We start from the raw sequence: 18,208 nt of genomic DNA, 5'->3' as shown, positions 1-18,208 counted from the left end.
AACGTGGCCCACGTCACGCGCCCAGCCGCGTCGAAAGACCGACGGGTTTCCGCCAATGTCTCACCGCTTCGCGTCCGACCGGGGCAAAGGTTGTACAGGAACGCGTATCGGTCGGATGCCCCTCGGATTGCGTGGCCGTCACGATTGCGGGGCCGAGCGGAAATCAGCCATCGCCGGGTCTGCCGAGGACATACCTTCAGTGACCGCACCACCGCACCAGATGGGGTTCCGCGCATCGCCTCGCCTTGCAGCTGACTTCGTGCGGAGGACCTTTGCTCAACGAACCAGAGGGAACTGCATCATGCGCCGCACCACCGTCCGCCGTACCGCCGTCGCCGCCTCCGCGGTCTCGCTCGCGCTGCTCATCGGCGCCTGCGGGTCCGGCGAACCGGCCGCCGACGCCACCCCCAAGGGTGAGGACAAGGGCAAGGAGAGCGCGACGGCCGAGCCCGCCGCCGAGGCCCTGTCCCAGACGGAACTGGACAAGCTCGTCCTGGCCGCGGACGACCTGACGGGCCACCGCGTCGCCGAGGCCAACGCTGCGGACCTCGCCTCGGCGAAGGGCTCCACCACCGACACGGCGAAGTGCCAACCGCTCGTCGACGCCATGTCGCTGCGGGCCGTCGGCAAGCCCGCCGCGACCTCGATACGCAAGATCGTGGCCGTGCCCGCGGATCCGGCCAAGGACGCCTCTGCCGAGGAGAAGGCGCTGGCGGGCCTGAACGCCCTCACCTCGACGGTCACGTCCGACACGCTCGGCTCGTACGGCGGCACGGGCGCCCCGGACGCCTTCGCCGAGCTGCGCGCGGCGGGCGAGGCCTGCGCCGACGGCTTCACGATGATCACCGGCAAGGACAAGACGAAGATCACCAAGGTCGAGCCGGGGAGCTACACCGGTGGCGACGAAGCGGTCGCCTTCGTCCTGACCGTCGACCTGGAGGGCGAGAGCGGCAAGGCCGACCTGGTGGCGGTGCGCAAGGGCGGCACGCTCGCGTCCTTCTACTCGCAGAGCCTCGGGGGCACGACGGAACAGCCGAAGGCCGTCATCGACGCGCAGCTGGCCAAGCTGGGCTGACCGCGCCACCCGCGCCACCCCGCTGTGCCGGCCGGGCCGATCACCCGCGTCTCACGCGTCTCACGCGTCTCACGGCGTCTCACGGCGTCACACGGCGTCACACGGCGTCACACGCGAGTCACCTGAGCGTGCGCATGCCCAGCGGGGTCGCGATCTCCTCCGCCATCACCTTGCCGGCCTCCTCCGCCAGGACGTCCTCGGCCTCCTCGGTCAGGTCCTGGTCGGTGTCGAGGCCGTCCAGGGCCGGAAGCGGCTGGTCGAGGCGTACATGCGCGACCAGGGACTGGAGGGCGCGGAGCGTGGCGGAGGCCGTGGAACCCCAGCTGGAGAAGTACGAGAACTGCCACCACCACAGCGCCTCGGTCGTCCGGCCCGCGCGGTAGTGGGCCAGACCGTGGCGCAGATCCGTCACCACACCGGCGATGTCGTCGGAGATACGGGACGGCACGGGCGCCTTGCGCGGTTCGTACGGGTCGAAGACCTCGGAGTAGACATCGATCGGCTCAAGGATCACGGCGAAGCGCTCACGCAGGTCGTCGACGTCCGGCTCGGGGCCGAGATCGGGCTCGTACCGCTCGTCGGGAAGAATGTCCTCGTGGGCGCCCAGCCGGCCGCCGGCCAGCATGAGCTGGGAGAACTCCAGCAGCAGGAACGGCACGGCGCTGTCGGGTTCATCGCCCTTCGCCACTTCCGTGACGGCCACGATGAAGCTCTCGATCTGGTCGGCGATCTGGACCGCGAAGTCGTCCGGATCCTGATTGACGGCGTGCAGCGTTGCGTCAGACATCGAGAAGTCGTCTCCCCTCGAAGGCACGCCCGAGCGTGACCTCGTCGGCATATTCCAGGTCGCCCCCCACGGGCAGACCGCTGGCCAGGCGCGTGACTTTCAGGCCCATCGGCTTGATCATGCGGGCGAGGTACGTGGCCGTGGCCTCGCCCTCCAGGTTGGGGTCGGTCGCCAGGATCAGTTCGGTGACCGTACCGTCGGCGAGACGGGTCAGCAGCTCACGGATCCGCAGGTCATCGGGGCCCACGCCCTCGATGGGGCTGATCGCGCCGCCGAGCACGTGGTACTTGCCGCGGAACTCGCGGGTGCGCTCGATGGCGACGACGTCCTTCGGTTCCTCCACAACGCAGATCACTGTCGTATCGCGGCGCGCGTCACGGCAGATCCCGCAGCGCTCCTCCTGCGCGACATTGCCGCACACGGCGCAGAACCGGACCTTGTCCTTGACCTCAAGGAGGGCGTGGGCGAGACGGCGGACATCGGTCGGCTCGGCCTGGAGGATATGGAAAGCGATCCGCTGCGCGCTCTTGGGACCGACGCCGGGCAGCCTGCCCAGTTCGTCGATCAGTTCCTGGACCACGCCTTCGTACAACGGATTGCCTTCCCTACTACGGTGAGTACATACGCTAGTTGGTGTCCGCGCGGGTTAGAAGAGCGGAGATGACGAGGGTGAGCGGGCCGGGCCGCGGGCCGGACTACAGCGGGACTGGGCCGGACTACGGCGCCGGGGCCGCGGACCGGGGCCACGGCCGGGCTGAAAGGGCGAAAGGGCTAGAAGGGTAGCCCCGGCATCCCGCCGAGTCCCTGCGCCAGCGGACCCAGCTTCTCCTGCTGGAGCTGCTGCGCGTTGTCGTTCGCCGCGTGCACGGCGGCGACGACGAGATCCGCGAGGGTCTCCGTGTCCTCCGGGTCGACGGCCTTCGGGTCGATGACCAGAGCACGCAGCTCTCCGGAGCCGTTGACCGTGGCCTTCACGAGACCACCGCCCGCCTGCCCCTCGACCTCGGCGTCCGCCAGCTCCTCCTGTGCCCGCGCGAGGTCCTGCTGCATCTTCTGGGCCTGCTGAAGCAGCTCTTGCATATTGGGCTGACCACCACCGGGAATCACGGTCACTCCTGGCATCTCGACGACGGGTTACGGAACGTGTTACGGAACGCGTCGCTGAACGCGTTACGTGACGGACTTTCCGGACGGATCATCCGTACGAGTTGTCCGTAAGGCGAGCCTACGTGGTCCCCGGGCACCTCGCCCTACCCCGCCGGAACGAACCCCAAGCGAACTCTTTCGAGTGAGAGCTTCCGCGCTCCTCTACCTGATCACGGCACCCACGTGGGGGGAAATGCCGGGATTTCGATCACACAGACCACCATTTGGCGGTAGGAAGTGCATGCGCATCGACAAGCCCCAGGCAATACGCGCGCACACCGTCCGTCACGCGGAGTCACAGCAGAGCGCAGAGGAGTACCCAGGTGAGCCAGCCGGAGATGCAGCCCGGAGGCCCCGCCCGGGAGGAGGGGTCTCCGTCCGGGGAGACCACAGGCGAGGACGGGAGCGGCCAGCCCCTCTACGGCGATCTGACCGGGGGCCCGTTCCCGCTCGGGGACTGGGGGGAGCCCGCGGAGCGGCTTGACGAGCTCTACCGCTGGGTCGAGACGGGGGCGCTGCGCACGGTCGACTGGTACCTCGCCGACCGGGTACGCAAGCGGCGCGGCGCCCGCGCCCTGCGGGCGGCCACGGCCCTCGCGGTGACGGCGGGCGCGGCGCTGCCGCTGCTGGATCTGACGGGCGCGCTGACCGGGGCCGCGGGGTGGGGATACCTCTCGCTGCTGCTCGGCGCCGCCTGCGTGGGGTGCGACCGGTATCTCGGGCTGACGTCCGGCTGGATGCGGGCGGTCGCGACGGCGCAGGCGGTGCAGCGCAGACTCCAGACGTTCCAGTTCGACTGGGCTTCGGAGTGTGTACGGGAGGTCCTTGGCCCGACCGAGGGCACGGCCAGCGAGGCGGCGGAGCGCTGCCTCGGCGTCCTGCGGCGGTTCACGGAGGACGTGACAGAGCTGGTGCGGGCGGAGACGGCGGACTGGATGGTCGAGTTCCGCTCGGGCCCGGCCGCGCTGATGATGCAGTCGGTACCGATGGGCGGGGCGCGCGGGGAGGGCGTCGTACCGCCCCCGGGACGCTTCCCGCTGCCCCCGGGCACCCGCCCGAACATGCCGAGGCAGCGCCCGCCCGAAGCGCGGTGAGAGCAGGGGGCCGGGGATCGGCTCTCACCGGCCCCCGGCCCCCTGCCCCCGGCCCTCATGCTCTGCCGTTCTTCAACTCTTCAGCCGGAGTCCGCACTTCAGCTGAAGATGATCATCGAGCCCTGACCCAGGCTCCTGGTGGCCGCCGCGTGCAGGCCGAGCCACACATGGCGCTCCCGGGCGAACGGGCCGTCGTCGTACGGGATCGAGGTCGCCGGTTCCTCCAAGGACGTGGGGCGGGCCGGTGGGGCGGGGGCGGACGGGGGGTTCGCCGGGTCGATACCGATCGCCGGGCCGACGATCTCCAGCTCCCGCAGCAGCCCCTGTGTGGAGCCCAGCGGGCCGCCGCCCGCTAGTAGTTCCTCGTTCGAGAGGGGCGCGTCGAAGTCCACCGGGACATACGCGCCCGCGTGGTCGTAGTGCCAGACGAGATGCGACTGCTGGGCCGTCGACTCGAACATCTCCAGCAACTGTTCGTAGTCACCGCCCAGTTCACCGACCGGCGTGACCGCGAGGCCGCAGAGCTGGAGCAGATACGCGCGCCGAAGGAAGTGCAGCGCGTCGTAGTCGAAGCCGGCGACGGGGGCGACATCCCCCGAGAGGCCCGGCATATAGGCGAAGACGGGAACGGACGGCAGCCCGGCATCGCCGAGCGCCTTGTCGTAGACGGCGATCTCTTCGGCGAAGGGGTTGTCGGGGCTGTGGCACAGCACATCGACGAGGGGGACCAACCACAGGTCACAGGCCAAGGGAGGCTCGCTCTCCAACGGGTTCGTACGCGTGCTCGCGATGGTCGCGATGGTCGGGACAGCGTAATGCGACGGGCACGTTCAGCGAAGGGCCCGGTCGACGGCGGCTGGTACGTAGGGGTGGGTATGTGGACGAAGGGAGCTGGTGCGTACGGTGCCCAGGTCCTGCGGCACCTACGACACCTACCGCGCCTGCGGCACCTGCCGTGCCTGCTGCACCTGCCGTGCCTACGGCACCTACGGAGACATCATCCCGTAGCCGGCAGATCCCAGATCCACGCCCCGTCCACCCGCTTCCCCGGCCCCCCGAGCAGCTTCTCCACCGTCTCGTACAGCGCCGCGTCATTGGGCTGCGGCGCCAGCACCACCACCCCCGCCTTCCAGAAGGCCAGATCGAAGCGGGCCTGCGCGCGCCATCTGGCGTCGATGACCGGGACCTGACCGCTGTAGCGGACATCGCGCAGCAGATTCGAGGTGTAGCGGGCCGGCGCACCGTAGATCCCTCTCCGCTCCTCGCCCCACGGCCCGTTGAAGTACCCGCCGGGCACGGAGAAGCCGAGGCCGCTCGCCGACTGCCAGTGCAGCGCTTCCGCGTTGCCGGGGTCGGGCACCGGTACGGGCACCACCGTCTCGCCCTCGCCGACGTACTCGCGGTACGTGCCGTCCGCGATGAACGCCGGGACCTCCGGGCGCTCCCGTACCGGCAGCGGCGTCGGGACGATCGGCAGCACGGCCGCGGCCAGCGCCGCGTACGCCACCAGCCGTAGCCTGCGCCGCTCCTCCAGGGCCGCGCCGCCGAGCCCGAGGCCGCGCTCCTCCGCACGCCGGTCGGCGAGCCGGTCCGCCGCCAGTGCCAGCAGCGCGCCCAGCGCGGGCGCGCAGATCATCGCCACCCGCGACTCGATGACCGACTCGAAGAGCGGCTGATGGGCCAGGACCCGCCAGGGGCCCGTCAGCACCACGTCCGTGAAGGGGATACGTATCTTCGGCCCGAGCGAGAGCAGCGCCGCCGCGACCGCCGTGAACGCCAGCGCCCTGACCACCGCGGCCCGCCACAGCCACAGTCCGATCCCGAACGCCACGGCGAGCAGCGGCCAGCCGTAGAAGGCGTTCTGCTCGGTACGGTTCATCGCGAGCCTGTCGGCCGTCGCGTCGTCGCCGAACAGCGCGCGCCCGGAGTACTGGAGGAAGGAGAGCGGGCTGTTGCCCGCGCCGTCGCCGTGCAGCACGCTGTGGTAGCTCTGCGGGCCGAAGAACTGCCAGTACAGCGGGACCGCGAGCAGCGGCAGACACACCAGCAACGCCCACCCGAGCCCGCGCAGCAGCGGACGCGCCGCCGCCCGCGCGCGCTCGCGGTCCATCGCGGCGTACGAGAGCGCGAAGAGCAGCGTGCCCATCACGGCGAGCAGCAGCGCCTCCTCGCCGAGGAAGATCTGATACGTCGCGAAGAGCCCGAGCAGCAGACCGTCCCGGACCACGCGCCGGCCCTCGCAGAGCCTCAGCGCCCGGTCGATGATCACCGGAATCATGAACAGGACGACGAAGTTGGGGTGCGCGTTGGCGTGCGACATCATCGGCGGCGCGAAGGCGGCGAGGGCCGCGCCGAGCGCCGCCGCCCAGCGGCCGCGGACGAGCCGGCGCGCGAACAGCCAGTACCAGGCGAGCGCCGTGGCCGCGAGACCGAGCGTGAGGACGAGCGCCCAGGTGACGGTCGGGCCGAAGGCGAGCGTGACGGGGGTGAGCGGGACGGAGAGCCCGAGCATGACGGTGTTCGCCATCAGGTTCACGCCGTCGGGGAAGTTCTGGAGGGTCGTGAACAGCGGATTGCGCAGGTTCGTGACGTTGTCGGCGGTGACCCGGAAGAACCACTCCCACTGGTTCTGGTCGGAGCCCGCGTCGGCGAGATAGGCGCGGTCGAGGTCGGCCCACAGCCCCTTGTAGAGGAAGAAGGAGGCGAGGAGGAAGAGCGCGCCGACGATCAGGTCCGTACGGCGCCGACGGCCACGGCCGGTGGCGGAGGCGGAGGCGGAAGTGGAGGCGGAGGCGGAGGCGGAACCCGTACCGCCGTCGGGACCGGTATCGCGATCGGACCCGGCCCCGTCGGTGTCGTGTCGCGCCGCCCTGAGCCGTACCAGCTCCAGCAGCACCCTGCCGTAGTCCAGCGGCCTCACCTTGGAGCCCGGCTGATGCGCCCAGCGCACCGGCACCTCCGTCACCGGCCACCCCGACCGCCGGAAGAACCACAGGATCTCGACGTCTATCGCCCAGCCGTCCAGCCGGGAATCGGCGAAGGCGGCCCGCACCCGCGCGCCGTCGAAGAGCTTGAAGCCGCACTGGGTGTCGGCTATGCCGTCGACCGCGACGAGCTGTATCAGCCGGTTGCCGAGCCGGCCCAGCCACTCGCGCAGCGCCAGCTGACGTATCTCGATCCACGCGTCGGGATGCGCGCGCGAGCCGATGGCCGCGCCGCCGCCGTCGGCCGTGAGCTGCTTGTCCAGCCGGTCCAGTTCATCGATCGGGGTCGCGAGGTCCGCGTCGGTCAGCAGCACGCGCCGGCCGTTCGAGGCCAGCACGCCCTGCCGCAGGGCGTGGCCCTTGCCGTGGTTGCCGCCGCCCGTCAGCACACGGACGCGCGGCTCGCCGGCGGCGGCCTCGGCGGCGACCGCGGCCGTACCGTCAGTCGAGCCGTCGTCCACGACGATCAGTTCCCACGTACCCCAGCGGTCCGGCTCGGCGCACAGATGGGCGCGGATGGCGTCCAGGGTGGGGCGCAGCCGCCCTTCCTCGTTGTACGCGGGGATGACGACGGACAGATCGACGGACAGATCGACGGAGAGATCGATGGACGGATCGACGCCCGCCGCGTCGTCCGACGTCGGCGCGGCAGGAGCCGTCGGCGCGGCTTCCTCCGGACCCGTACGTGACGCCCCCGCTGCCCCCGCTGCCCTCTCTATGTCACTGTCACCGGTCACCGCTGTGGACTCTCCAGCCTGTCCGCCCACCTGAGCGAGTGGGTGTCGTACTCACCGATCACGGCACGCACCGCCGGCGCGTCACCGAGGGTCAGCGCGTCGACCAACTGCTCGTGCCCGCCCCACAGCCGCTTGCGGACCTCCGGGTCCTCGCGCAGGAACGGCACCGAGAACACCCACGCCTGGACACGCAGCCGGTGCAGGAAGTCCGCGACATAGGGGTTGGCCACCAGCGCGCACAACTCGCGCCAGAACCGCAGGTCGTAGCCGATGAGAATGGTCAGATCCCCGCTCCTGGCCGCACGCGCGGCCTCCTCCGCCCGGCGCCGTACGGACACCAGCACCGCGCCGTGCGCCCTGGCCGCCAGATGCTCGCCCTCCAGCCTGCGGAAGACGGCGTCCACGATCAGCGAGCGCGCGTCGACCATCCGCCGGAAGTCGTCCACGGAGAACTGATGGACGCGGAAACCGCGGTGCTGGTCGGAGTCGAGCAGATCCTGCGCGGAGAGATCGACCAGCGCCTCCCTGACCGGGGTCGCGGACACCCCGTACTGCTCGGCGATCTGCTTGACGGTGAACTCCTGGCCCGGCAGTAAACGCCCCGCGAGCACCTCGTCACGCAACGCGTCCGCGATCTGCTGCCGCAAGGTACTGCGGGTCACAGCTCCGCTGGCGGGCATGTTTTCCGTCCCCTCGTCCGGCTTGGGACACCTTAAGCCAGGTGACGAGGGGGTTCGGGGCGGGCAGGCCGGACCTGCCCGCCCCCTTCACGGGTGGCGGCCCGGGGCAGCGGGTGGCGGCTACGCTGTGTGCTCGTCCGCGACCGCCAGCGCCATGTCCAGGATCGCCAGCCCCTCCTTCGCCTCGGTCTCGCTGATGTTGCAGGCCGGCACCGCGTGCGTACGGTTCATGTTCACGAAGGGCCACAGGCCGTTCTTCTTGCAGGCCGCGGCGAAGGCGGCCATGGGCGCGTTCGCCTCCCCCGACGCGTTGTACGGCACCAGCGGCTCGCGCGTCTCCCTGTCCTTGACCAGGTCGAGCGCCCAGAAGACCCCCGTACCGCGGACCTCGCCGACCGACGGGTGCCGGGCCGCCAGATCGCGCAGCCCCGGGCCGAGGATCGTCTCGCCGATGCGCGCGGCGTGCTCGACGACCTTCTCGTCCTCCATCACCCCGATCGTGGCGACGGCGGCGGCGCACGCCAGCGGATGACCGGAGTAGGTCAGCCCACCGGGGTACGGGCGGCTCGCGAAGGTCTCGGCGATCGCGGCGGAGATGGCGACTCCGCCCAGCGGGACATACCCCGAGTTGACGCCCTTGGCGAAGGTCAGCAGATCCGGCACCACGTCGAAGTGCTCGGCGGCGAACCACTTGCCCGTACGGCCGAAGCCCGCCATCACCTCGTCCAGTACGAAGACGATGCCGTGCCGGTCGCAGATCTCGCGGACACCCGCCAGATAGCCGGGCGGCGGCGTCATGATGCCGGCCGTGCCGGGGATCGTCTCCAGGATGATCGCGGCGATGGTGGCAGGACCCTCGAAGGCGATCGTCGCTTCGAGGTGTTCCAGCGCGCGGGCGCACTCCTCGGCCTCCGTCGAGGCGTAGAACGGCGAGCGGTAGAGGAACGGCGCCCAGAACCGGACCACGCCGGACGTGCCGCTGTCGGACGCCCAGCGGCGCGGGTCGCCGGTCAGGTTGATCGCGGTGGACGTACCGCCGTGGTACGAGCGGTACGCGGAGAGCACCTTGGGACGGCCGGTGTGCAGCCGGGCCATCCGGACGGCGTTCTCGACGGCCTCGGCGCCCCCGTTGGTGAAGAAGATCTTGTCGAGATCGCCCGGGGTGCGCTCGGCGATGAGGCGTGCGGCCTCGGAGCGCACATCGATGGCGAAGGCGGGCGCGAAGGTGGCGAGCCGGCCGGCCTGCTCCTGGATCGCCGCGACGACGGTGGGGTGCTGATAGCCGATGTTCGTGTAGACGAGGCCGCTGGTGAAGTCGAGATAGCGGTTGCCGTCGTAGTCCCAGAAGTAGGAGCCCTCGGCGCCGGCGACGGCGAGCGGGTCGATCAGGCCCTGGGCTGACCAGGAGTGGAACACGTGCGCTCGGTCGGCGGCCTTCACCGCGGCACCGGACTGCGGGTCGGCAGTATGAGGGGTGGTCATGCGGCCAGGGTAGGGGCGCGTGGGAGGGCGCCGGTATCGCCACGTTGTATGGACTGAGGCGCTTTGGTCGGCACCCTGTCGGGTCGGGGTATGCCCGGGGAATCCAGGGACAGGCGCGGGGAATCCAGGGATATGCCCGGGGAAGCCGTACGTCTCGACTCAGACCGCGGGGGCGGTCGACCGGAAGCGCGACCGGTACGCCGACGGCGTCACGCCCAGCTGCCGCAGGAATACCCGCCGCAGCGACTCGTCACTGCCGAGCCCGCTGCGCCGCGCCGCGCCCGCCACCGTCTCCCCCGCCTCCAGCAGCGCCTTCGCCGCCTCCAGGCGTACGGACTCGACGTACACCGCCGGTGTGCTGCCGACCTGCTCGTTGAAGAGCCGCGTCAGATGGCGCGCGCTCATCCCGCCGCGCCTGGCCAGCGCGGGCAGCGAATGGTCGGCCGCCGGATCCGCCGTCACCTCCCGCAGCAGTCCGCGCAACCCGTCGTGCCGCGGGCTCGGCGTACGGGCGGCCACGGAGAACTGCGACTGCCCGCCCGGCCGCTGGAGGAAGACCACCAGATCGCGGGCGACCTCACGGGCCAGTCGCACGCCCTCGTCGTCCTCGACCAGGGCGAGCGCGAGATCGATACCGGCGGTGACCCCGGCCGAGGTGTACGTGAGGCCGTCCCGTACGAAGATCGCGTCCGGGTCCACGGTGATCGCGGGATAGCGCCGGGCGAGGGCAGCCGCGTACCGCCAGTGGGTGGTGGCCCGCCTGCCGTCCAGCAGCCCGGCGGCGGCCAGCGCGAAGGCGCCGGTACAGACGGACGCGATACGACGGGACCTCCCCCCACCGGCCAGTTCGCCCACCGCGTCCAGGAGCCCGGCCGGCGGTGGGCGGTGCGGCAGGTCGTCGGAGCCGGGGACGACGAGCGTGTGCGTGCGGCCGACCTCGGCCACCGCCACATCGGCGTGCAGCCGGGTGCCGGTGGAGGTGATCACCGGACCGCCGTCCGCCGAGCAGACCGCCGTGCTGTACGCGCCGCCGAGCCCGGCCGCCGTACCGAACACCTCCAGCGGCGCGGCGACATCCATCAGCCGAACGCCGTCGTACACGAACACGGTGATCTCTCTGCGCTCCCGGACGCGCTCTCCAGCCCTCATACGGCCACGGTAGCCCGGATCCATGGCCATATGTGTGGGATGTGCGTCTGGATAGACATGGCGGGGGCGGGACGACCGGGCGGAGAGTGGAAGACGGAAGCAGGAAGCAGGAAGCAGGAAGCAGGAAGCAGGAAGCAGAAAACGGAAGCGGAAACAGAAGCGGAAGCAATGCCCCAGGCAACGACCTTCGCGAAAGGACCCGTCATGTCACCCTCACCCTCACCCTCAGGCTCCCCCTCACCCTCAGCCTCAGCCTCAACCTCGGCCGAACGCATCGCCGACATCGAGATCCCCGACAGCGCCCTCGTCAAGGAAGCCACCGAACTGGTGCGGGACACCACCACCGACCTGCTGTACGACCACTCCCGCCGGGTCTTCCTCTTCGGCTCGCTCCAGGGCCGACGGCGCGGCCTCACGTACGACCCCGAACTGCTCTACATCGGCGCGATGTTCCACGACCTCGGCCTGACCGAGAGCTACCGCGCCTCGCGGCAGCGCTTCGAACTCGACGGCGCCGACGCCGCCCGCGACTTCCTGCTGAGCCACGGGCTCTCGCAGGACAGCGCGCGGATCGTCTGGACCGCCATCGCCCTGCACACGACGCCGGGCATCCCGTCTCACATGGAACCCGAGGTCGCGCTGGTCACGGCGGGGGTCGAGTTCGATGTACTGGGGATGGGGCTGGACTCCGTACCTGACAAGGTGAGGGCAGAGGTCGTGGCGGCCCATCCGCGTCCGGACTTCAAGCGCCGGATCCTCCAGGCGTTCACGGAAGGCATCGAACACCGGCCGGAGACGACCTTCGGCAATGTGAAGGCCGATGTGCTGGCGCGCTTCTCGCCCGGGTTCGTACGGACGGACTTCGTGGACGTGATCGAGAACTCGGCCTGGCCGGAGTGAGCGGAACGGAGTCCATCACTCCGCCGAACACCGGTCCATAGAGGTTTCGTTCGAGATAGACCATGAGTTCGGCCGTGTCATGCGAGATGATCCGAGGCGTGACGACGAGGAAGGGCCGGCCGGCCATGGAGAAACTCGCAGCTGACGATCCGCAACGCATAGGCGCCTACCGGCTGCTGGCGCGCCTCGGCGCGGGAGGGATGGGCCAGGTCTATCTGGCGCGTTCCGACCGTGGCCGTACGGTCGCCGTCAAGCTCGTCCACCAGGAACTGGCCGAGCAGGAACAGTTCCGCGGCCGGTTCCGGCAGGAGGTCGCGGCGGCGAGACGGGTCGGCGGCACGTGGACGGCGCCGGTGCTTGACGCCGATACGGAAGCGCCGGTGCCGTGGCTGGCGACGGGATATGTGGCGGGCCCGTCCCTCCACACGGTCATATCGGGCGGGCCCGGCGCCGCTGCCGGTGGCGGTCACGGTCCGCTGCCGGAACGTTCCGTTCGTATCCTCGCGTCGGGTCTCGCCCACGCGCTCCAGGACATCCACGCGGCGGGCCTCATCCACCGCGACCTCAAACCGTCCAACGTGCTGGTGACGATCGACGGCCCACGCGTCATCGACTTCGGCATCGCCCGCGCGCTGGAGACGGTCCCCGACGAGAACCTGACCCGGACGGGTTCGATGATCGGCTCGCCCGGCTTCATGGCACCGGAGCAGGTACGCGGCGACCGGGTGACGGCGGCGTGCGACGTGTTCTGCCTGGGGTCGGTCCTGATGTACGCGGCGACGGGCCGGCTGCCGTTCGGCACGGCGGACCCGAGTGCGCACGCGCTGATGTTCCGTATCGCCCAGGAGGAACCGGACCTGACCGGGCTGCCCGAGGGCCTGACCGAACTGGTACGCGGCTGCCTGGAGAAGGACCCGGCCGCGCGGCCCACGACACGGGACGTACTGGCCCAGGTGGGCGAGGCGACGGGCTCGGCGGCGGGACCAGGAGCGGGACCGCGCGGGGAACCGTGGCTGCCGGGCGGGCTGCTGGCCCAGCTGGGGCGGCACGCCGTGGAGTTGCTGGAGTACGAGGACCCGACGGGCCAGTTGCGGATGCCGGGGACGGAGGTATCGGCGGAGGCGAGGACGAGGGCGCAGACGAAGGTGCAGACGAAGGTGGAGACGCCTGCGGAGCAGACGCTGCGGCTGGCGCCGACTCCACCGGCTCCCGCCCCAACTCCGAAACCGGCTCCCACGATTCCGGCCCCGGCCCCGGCTGCGCAGGCTGCTCCGGCTGCACAGGCTGCTCCGGCTGCTCCGGCTGCTCCGGCTGCTCCGGCTGCTCCGGCGCAGGGACAGGGACAGGGACAGGGACAGGCTCCGCAACCGTACGGCTATCCGCAGCCGGGATTCGGGCCGCCGTCGCCCCCTCCGCCGCAGTACTACACCCAGCACCCACAGCACCACACACAGCAGCCCACGGCCTTCGGCCCCACCCCTCCGTACGGCATGGCACCGACGTATGCCACGCCCACGCCCCCGGAGCCCGAACCCACGCCGCGCAGCACCCGCGCCACCATCGCGCTGATCGCCGTGGCAGTGGTCGTCGCGATCGGCGCGGGCGGTTCGGTGTACGCCTTCATGGACGGCGACGGCACGAAGGACGACAAGGGCACGCGGGTGAGCGGCACGGCCGACCCGACGCCCACGGCCGACGATCCGGCCGCCCCTTCGTCGAAACCGTCCGCCGCTCCCTCCCCCTCGGAGGAGGAGAAGGAGGGCGACGTGCCCACGAAATACCTGGGCACCTGGACCGGCGGGGTGGACACCAGCGCGGGCTACAGCAGCCGCAAACTCGTCATCCAGCAGGGCAAGGTGGGCGATACGGTCCTCTCCCTGACGGTGGACGGCCCGCCCGGCGACGGCACGTACCACTGTGTCTTCGAAGGCGCATTGGCCTCGGAGCCGTCCCCGGACGGGCCGGTACGGATCGGCGCCTCCCAGGTCACCACCGGCGAACCCATGTCCTCCTGCACCCCCGGCACCCCGACGGATCTCACGATCCAGCCGGACGGCAGCCTGAGCCGGGTGACGACGAAGGGCGAGTCAACGACGTACACCAAGGAGAACTGAGCCAGGAGTTCAAGAGCTGGCGGCGCCGGGCCCGCGACACCCGTTTCAAGGGGCCTCGTCGCCCGGGATGCACCCGCTGTGGACGTCGAGCGTGGAGAGCCGGAAGCCGACCGTTTCCAGAACGTCTCGCCCCGGCGGCTCACTGAGGAGCGCGATCGAGGCGTTCAGCAGGAGCAGCGGGTGGACGAAGCGGTCGCGGCCGGTGGGCGGGAAGTACCAGGAAAGCGGCCACGTACGACCCGACAGCGCGGGCACCGGCACGTAACTCACCGTATTCCGCGCCGAGTTGAACCGCTGAACGCCGGGCGGCCACGAACGGTGCGCCGTGCTTCCGGGAGGGAGCAGGAAATACATTCCCCGCCGCCCATTCGCCTCACTGACCACCGGCCCGGGTTCACCGCCGCAAAGCGCCTCCAGCATGTCGGCGAGACGGCGGCCGTCATCCGCGTCGACCCTTACGGCATCGAATCGGGCTCCGGCTTTACGGAGTTGGAATCCGCAGGACGGAACCCAATCGATTTCACCTAAGTGGCGAGTTGTCGCATCCATGGGGACATTCTGGGGCTCACTGGCTAGCGTTTTCCATGTCTGCGCGGGGTCCGTCGGGCAAGGGTTGACCTGCCCAAACACCCTTTGCGGAAGGTCGAATTCCGTAAGTCTCGGTTGTGACCGGTTGAGTCCGGTTGAGTCGAAAAGGTGATCGCGATGGCGCGAGCGGAAAACAAGGAAACTGCGAGTCCCACGATGCGGCTGGTGGCGGATATCGCCCGAAGGTTGCGCATCAAGAGAAATATGACGCAGGAACAGCTGGGAAAGGAGCTCGGCTTCTCGGGTGCGGCGGTGAGCGCGATGGAGACGTGCGCGCAGCCGGCGAGTGACGAGATGCTGGTGGCGCTGGAGCGGGTGCTCGGGGAGGGGATGGGGATCTTCGAGGGGGCGCGGGAGTACGTACGGCTGGACAAGTATCCGGAGTTGTTCAAGGACTTCGCGTTGCCGGAACAGAAGGCAGTCACCCTGTCGTCGTACGAGACGCTAGTGATCAACGGTCTGTTCCAGACCGAGGAGTACGCACGCGATCTGATCGGCGGAGGGTATCCGCCCCTCTCCGAGCAGCGCGTGAACGAACTCGTCGAGGCCAGGATGGTTCGCAAGGCAATCTTCGACCGGGATCCGATCGCGCTGATCGAACTGGTCCTGGAAGAGTCTGTGCTGGAGCGGTCGGTAGGCAGCGAGGAAGTCATGCGCCGACAGTTGGTACATCTCGCAGAGTGCGCGAAGCGCCGGAATGTCACGCTTCAGGTGCTGCCTCTCAACAGAGGACTACGTGGTGAACACGCCGGGCTGCGAGGCGGGTTGACACTGCTGGAGACTCCGGAGCATGACCACTTGGTCTACATGGAACTCCAAGACGAGAGCCTGCTCATTACTGACCCTGCCAAGGTGAGCGCCTACGCCCAGCGGTATGCGAAAATCCGGGCACAGGCCCTCGGCCCGGACGAATCGCTGGGCCTCATCGAGCGGTTGGCGGGAGATTCACAATGAGCAGCACCCTGCGGTGGTTCAAGTCCAGCTACAGCAGCGACGCCGGAGGTCAGTGCATCGAGGTCGCCTTCGACTGGCACAAGTCCAGCTATAGCAGCGACAGCGGCGGCGAGTGCGTAGAGGTCGCCACCTGCCCGCACTCCGTCCACGTCCGCGACTCGAAGAACCTCGAAGGCCCCACCTTCGCCGTCGCACCCGACGCCTGGGCGCGGTTCCTCACCTGGGCCGAATGACCCGGAGCGGGGCCGGCTGCAGTCCGGCCCCGCACCGCCGCCCTTGTGGGGCTACGCCTCGATGCGGATCACCCGTACGCCCTCGCCTCGGTACCGCATGAGGTCGGCGGTGACGACCGGCCTGCCGCGCGGCCACTCAACCGACGGCTGGGCCAAGTGCAGCGCGTGCGCGCCGCTCCAGTCCGCGTCAATGGACTTCTGGTCACGGAGACGCTTCCCCACGGCAGCCGCTCCCGCGAAATCCAACTCCGTGATGTCCACGGATTCCAGAGCTCCCACATGCTCAGCCAGGCCCGCCCGGTCGCTCTCGGCGACCGCGAGGCACAGGGCAGGAATGTAGATCCGCAGCGAGGGATCCTTCTTCGCCTCCACCACCAGGCGGGACGCCATACGGTTGCCCGCACCGAGTGCGAGGGCTGCGGTGTCGTCAAGGATGACCGCGCGCGGCAGCGGGTACGCGTCCTTCTTCACTGGACCTCCTCCCCGATGCGCCCGGACACGATGCCGGCCCACAGTGCCTCGCCGGCCTTCTCGTCCTCCTCGGTGTACGGCCTGCCGAGGAAGTGCTCCTCCACGTAGGCCTTGGTCTCCTCGTACCGCTTGCGGAGTTCTTCCTTGGTGGGGGTCGCACCGGCCAGCTCGGTCAGCAGGTCGCGCATCGTCATTCCACGATCCCTGGCCAGTTCCTGGAGCCGGTCGCGGACTGCGGGGTCGACCTTGATCGTGGTGTCAGCCATGGGCGCAGTATACCTGCGGTATACCTCCGCAGGGCGTTCGAGTGTGATGGTCATGGCACTCCGTTCTCTTGATGGACCGGCCCTGGAACGGGCCGGGGGTCTATGGGGCTCGCTCGCCCGTCAGGCAAGAGCGGGCGTGGGCGCCACGGGTGCGGCCAGCGCCGCACGGACCTTCTCGCGGCCCCTCCGGGCCGCGTTGACGAAGCCTGCGGTCGTGGGCGGGGGCGGCGGGGGTGCGCAGGCGTGGCAGTCGCCAGAGGGCGCGAGTGGCACGCCGCACTCCTCGCACTCGCGGGGCGACCGGGAGCGGGACGGTGGTGGACCGACCGGCGGGAGCGGTGTCGGCATCTTGCGGCGCAACCGGTCCGCGAGGATGCCTGGCGCCGACCGGACGGCCTCGGGCAGCCCTGCGGTCAGGGCCGCGCGCAACTGCGCGTCACTCGCGCCCCCAGACCGCCACTCCTCGACCAGGGGCGCCAGCCGTACCGCCTCGACCGTCCCGAGCGCGAGCCGGGGCTCACGGCGGCCGAGAGAGAGCAGCAACTCGGTGGCGGACCTGAGCTGTTCGGGGACGGACAGCTTGGGCAGTCGCGCCCGCCGCTCGCGCTTGTGCCCGCTCTCGCGCTCTCGTGACGGTGGGGAGGGAGGTTGTTGTACTTCACTGTTTACTCCCGTAGGGAGCGGGTCCGACACGCCGGGGATCTCCTCACCGGAGGCCAGGTTTCGGCCATCTTCGCCGCCGTGGCCCGGTACCTCGTCCGTGTACGGGGCGTCGAACACCTCGTACACGGTGGAGAGATGGCCCGATGCTCGGTTCTTCACGACCACCCGGCGCAGATAGCGGGAATTCTCCAGCTCACGCAGGGAATCGGCGATTCGCCCACGGCCTTCCTTGCGCTGCTCGGCCAGCGAACGGATCGAGGCGCGGGCGCCGGGAGGAAGGCTCAGGAGGTACATGAGTACGCCTGCCGCGCACCACGAGATGCTGCGGTCGCGCAGCAACTCGTTGCCGAAGGTGGAGAAGGAACGCGTGGGCCTAGTACGGTAAATACGCATCCGGAGGTGTTGCTCCTGGTGTCGAGCCCCCGGGTGTTGGCGCATCGCGGGGGCACCTCAATGTCTTGGGTCCGGGCGGGATGTCCCACCCGATGACGTCCGTGACTGTAGCCGCACACACAGTGACGAGCGCAAGTGTCGTTGGCACAGACCTGAGCCGACGCCCGGAGGCCCGAAACCCGCCCACTGGGGTGGGGCTGACCTGCGATTTCCACCGAACGCGGGGACCTCTGGCCCCTCATGCGAAGTCCCCCGGCACGTCAACGGAGTTCACCCATCGGAGTGAGTGTGGGGCGGGTTCGTGCCAAGGGGTAGTCGGGGGCACCCGGTGCGTTCGATGGCGAGTGGGGGCCGCCCCTCAGACTTCAGTTTCGCGGCTCCGGGCCGGCAGTCGAAGTCCTCCCCCACCAGCGGGGCATGAGTCCCGGCCACTTCCCGACCGTCAGCCGCTCAGCCGGGGCCGGGCCACCCCACTCCACTCCCGCGCAGCCC

Annotated in this window: 17 protein-coding genes and 1 pseudogene; 6 read left to right on the top strand and 12 right to left on the bottom strand. The window is 70.0% G+C overall.

Annotated elements, in window-relative coordinates; all coding sequences use genetic code 11:
- Window positions 1-301 precede the first annotated feature (301 nt).
- Complete coding sequence (locus ACFRMN_RS22210) at window positions 302-1,075, top strand: hypothetical protein (protein ID WP_383022171.1); 774 nt, start codon at window positions 302-304, stop codon at window positions 1,073-1,075.
- A 118-nt stretch (window positions 1,076-1,193) separates the two neighbouring features.
- On the opposite strand, the gene ACFRMN_RS22205 is transcribed toward ACFRMN_RS22210, so the two are convergent.
- The 3 genes from ACFRMN_RS22205 to ACFRMN_RS22195 all read right to left on the bottom strand — a co-directional run bounded on the left by ACFRMN_RS22205 (window position 1,194) and on the right by ACFRMN_RS22195 (window position 2,969).
- Window positions 1,194-1,862 carry a DUF5063 domain-containing protein gene (locus ACFRMN_RS22205; RefSeq protein WP_356515286.1) on the bottom strand — a complete coding sequence of 223 codons (669 nt, stop codon included), beginning with the start codon at window positions 1,860-1,862 and terminating at the stop codon, window positions 1,194-1,196.
- The gene (recR, locus tag ACFRMN_RS22200; protein ID WP_365749696.1) at window positions 1,855-2,454 is read right to left on the bottom strand and encodes a recombination mediator RecR; all 600 of its coding nucleotides are present in this window, start codon (window positions 2,452-2,454) and stop codon (window positions 1,855-1,857) included. The genes ACFRMN_RS22205 and recR overlap by 8 nt, the downstream gene beginning before the upstream one ends.
- A gap of 179 nt (window positions 2,455-2,633) precedes the next feature.
- Window positions 2,634-2,969: a YbaB/EbfC family nucleoid-associated protein gene (locus tag ACFRMN_RS22195; RefSeq protein ID WP_078490815.1), complete on the bottom strand. Its 336-nt coding sequence runs from the start codon at window positions 2,967-2,969 to the stop codon at window positions 2,634-2,636.
- Between the two features lie 362 nt (window positions 2,970-3,331).
- Between ACFRMN_RS22195 and ACFRMN_RS22190 the strand changes: the two genes are divergently transcribed.
- The gene (locus ACFRMN_RS22190) at window positions 3,332-4,102 is read left to right on the top strand and encodes an SLATT domain-containing protein (protein WP_383022169.1); all 771 of its coding nucleotides are present in this window, start codon (window positions 3,332-3,334) and stop codon (window positions 4,100-4,102) included.
- Between the two features lie 98 nt (window positions 4,103-4,200).
- Here the strand turns inward: ACFRMN_RS22190 and ACFRMN_RS22185 are convergent, their stop codons facing one another.
- The 5 genes from ACFRMN_RS22185 to ACFRMN_RS22165 form a co-directional block, all read right to left on the bottom strand.
- On the bottom strand, window positions 4,201-4,851 hold the full coding sequence (locus ACFRMN_RS22185; RefSeq protein WP_383022167.1) for a hypothetical protein: 651 nt from the start codon (window positions 4,849-4,851) through the stop codon (window positions 4,201-4,203).
- 248 nt (window positions 4,852-5,099) lie between these two features.
- Window positions 5,100-7,676 (bottom strand): dolichyl-phosphate beta-glucosyltransferase, encoded by a 2,577-nt coding sequence (locus ACFRMN_RS22180; RefSeq protein ID WP_383022343.1) that lies wholly within the window; start codon window positions 7,674-7,676, stop codon window positions 5,100-5,102.
- A gap of 143 nt (window positions 7,677-7,819) precedes the next feature.
- On the bottom strand, window positions 7,820-8,503 hold the full coding sequence (locus ACFRMN_RS22175; protein ID WP_383022165.1) for a GntR family transcriptional regulator: 684 nt from the start codon (window positions 8,501-8,503) through the stop codon (window positions 7,820-7,822).
- Between the two features lie 120 nt (window positions 8,504-8,623).
- Complete coding sequence (locus ACFRMN_RS22170) at window positions 8,624-9,985, bottom strand: aspartate aminotransferase family protein (protein ID WP_383022164.1); 1,362 nt, start codon at window positions 9,983-9,985, stop codon at window positions 8,624-8,626.
- A gap of 159 nt (window positions 9,986-10,144) precedes the next feature.
- Window positions 10,145-11,134: a GlxA family transcriptional regulator gene (locus ACFRMN_RS22165; protein WP_383022162.1), complete on the bottom strand. Its 990-nt coding sequence runs from the start codon at window positions 11,132-11,134 to the stop codon at window positions 10,145-10,147.
- A gap of 204 nt (window positions 11,135-11,338) precedes the next feature.
- Between ACFRMN_RS22165 and ACFRMN_RS22160 the strand changes: the two genes are divergently transcribed.
- Together ACFRMN_RS22160 and ACFRMN_RS22155 are read left to right on the top strand one after the other, a co-directional pair.
- A complete protein-coding gene (locus ACFRMN_RS22160) occupies window positions 11,339-12,034 on the top strand; it encodes an HD domain-containing protein (RefSeq protein WP_383022161.1) in 696 nt (231 codons plus the stop codon).
- A gap of 98 nt (window positions 12,035-12,132) precedes the next feature.
- Window positions 12,133-14,148, top strand: coding sequence for a serine/threonine-protein kinase (locus ACFRMN_RS22155; protein ID WP_383022159.1), 2,016 nt, complete (start codon window positions 12,133-12,135; stop codon window positions 14,146-14,148).
- A gap of 141 nt (window positions 14,149-14,289) precedes the next feature.
- Here the strand turns inward: ACFRMN_RS22155 and ACFRMN_RS22150 are convergent.
- Window positions 14,290-14,697 (bottom strand): annotated as a pseudogene (locus ACFRMN_RS22150) (hypothetical protein); the annotation flags it as partial.
- Between the two features lie 156 nt (window positions 14,698-14,853).
- Between ACFRMN_RS22150 and ACFRMN_RS22145 the strand changes: the two are divergent.
- Entirely contained in the window at window positions 14,854-15,690 is an 837-nt protein-coding gene (locus ACFRMN_RS22145) for a Scr1 family TA system antitoxin-like transcriptional regulator (RefSeq protein ID WP_383022157.1), read from the top strand.
- Window positions 15,687-15,923, top strand: coding sequence for a DUF397 domain-containing protein (locus ACFRMN_RS22140; RefSeq protein WP_383022155.1), 237 nt, complete (start codon window positions 15,687-15,689; stop codon window positions 15,921-15,923). The genes ACFRMN_RS22145 and ACFRMN_RS22140 overlap by 4 nt, the downstream gene beginning before the upstream one ends.
- A gap of 51 nt (window positions 15,924-15,974) precedes the next feature.
- On the opposite strand, the gene ACFRMN_RS22135 is transcribed toward ACFRMN_RS22140, so the two are convergent.
- The 3 genes from ACFRMN_RS22135 to ACFRMN_RS22125 all read right to left on the bottom strand — a co-directional run bounded on the left by ACFRMN_RS22135 (window position 15,975) and on the right by ACFRMN_RS22125 (window position 17,716).
- The gene (locus ACFRMN_RS22135; protein ID WP_383022153.1) at window positions 15,975-16,394 is read right to left on the bottom strand and encodes a hypothetical protein; all 420 of its coding nucleotides are present in this window, start codon (window positions 16,392-16,394) and stop codon (window positions 15,975-15,977) included.
- Window positions 16,391-16,660 (bottom strand): hypothetical protein, encoded by a 270-nt coding sequence (locus tag ACFRMN_RS22130; protein WP_383022152.1) that lies wholly within the window; start codon window positions 16,658-16,660, stop codon window positions 16,391-16,393. Before ACFRMN_RS22130 ends, ACFRMN_RS22135 begins: the two co-directional genes overlap by 4 nt.
- A 120-nt stretch (window positions 16,661-16,780) precedes the next feature.
- On the bottom strand, window positions 16,781-17,716 hold the full coding sequence (locus ACFRMN_RS22125) for a hypothetical protein (protein ID WP_383022150.1): 936 nt from the start codon (window positions 17,714-17,716) through the stop codon (window positions 16,781-16,783).
- Window positions 17,717-18,208: the final 492 nt, after the last annotated feature.

Source organism: Streptomyces sp. NPDC056835 (assembly GCF_042789485.1).
Lineage (GTDB): Bacteria > Actinomycetota > Actinomycetes > Streptomycetales > Streptomycetaceae > Streptomyces.
This window is presented reverse-complemented; position numbering and strand designations above follow the sequence as displayed.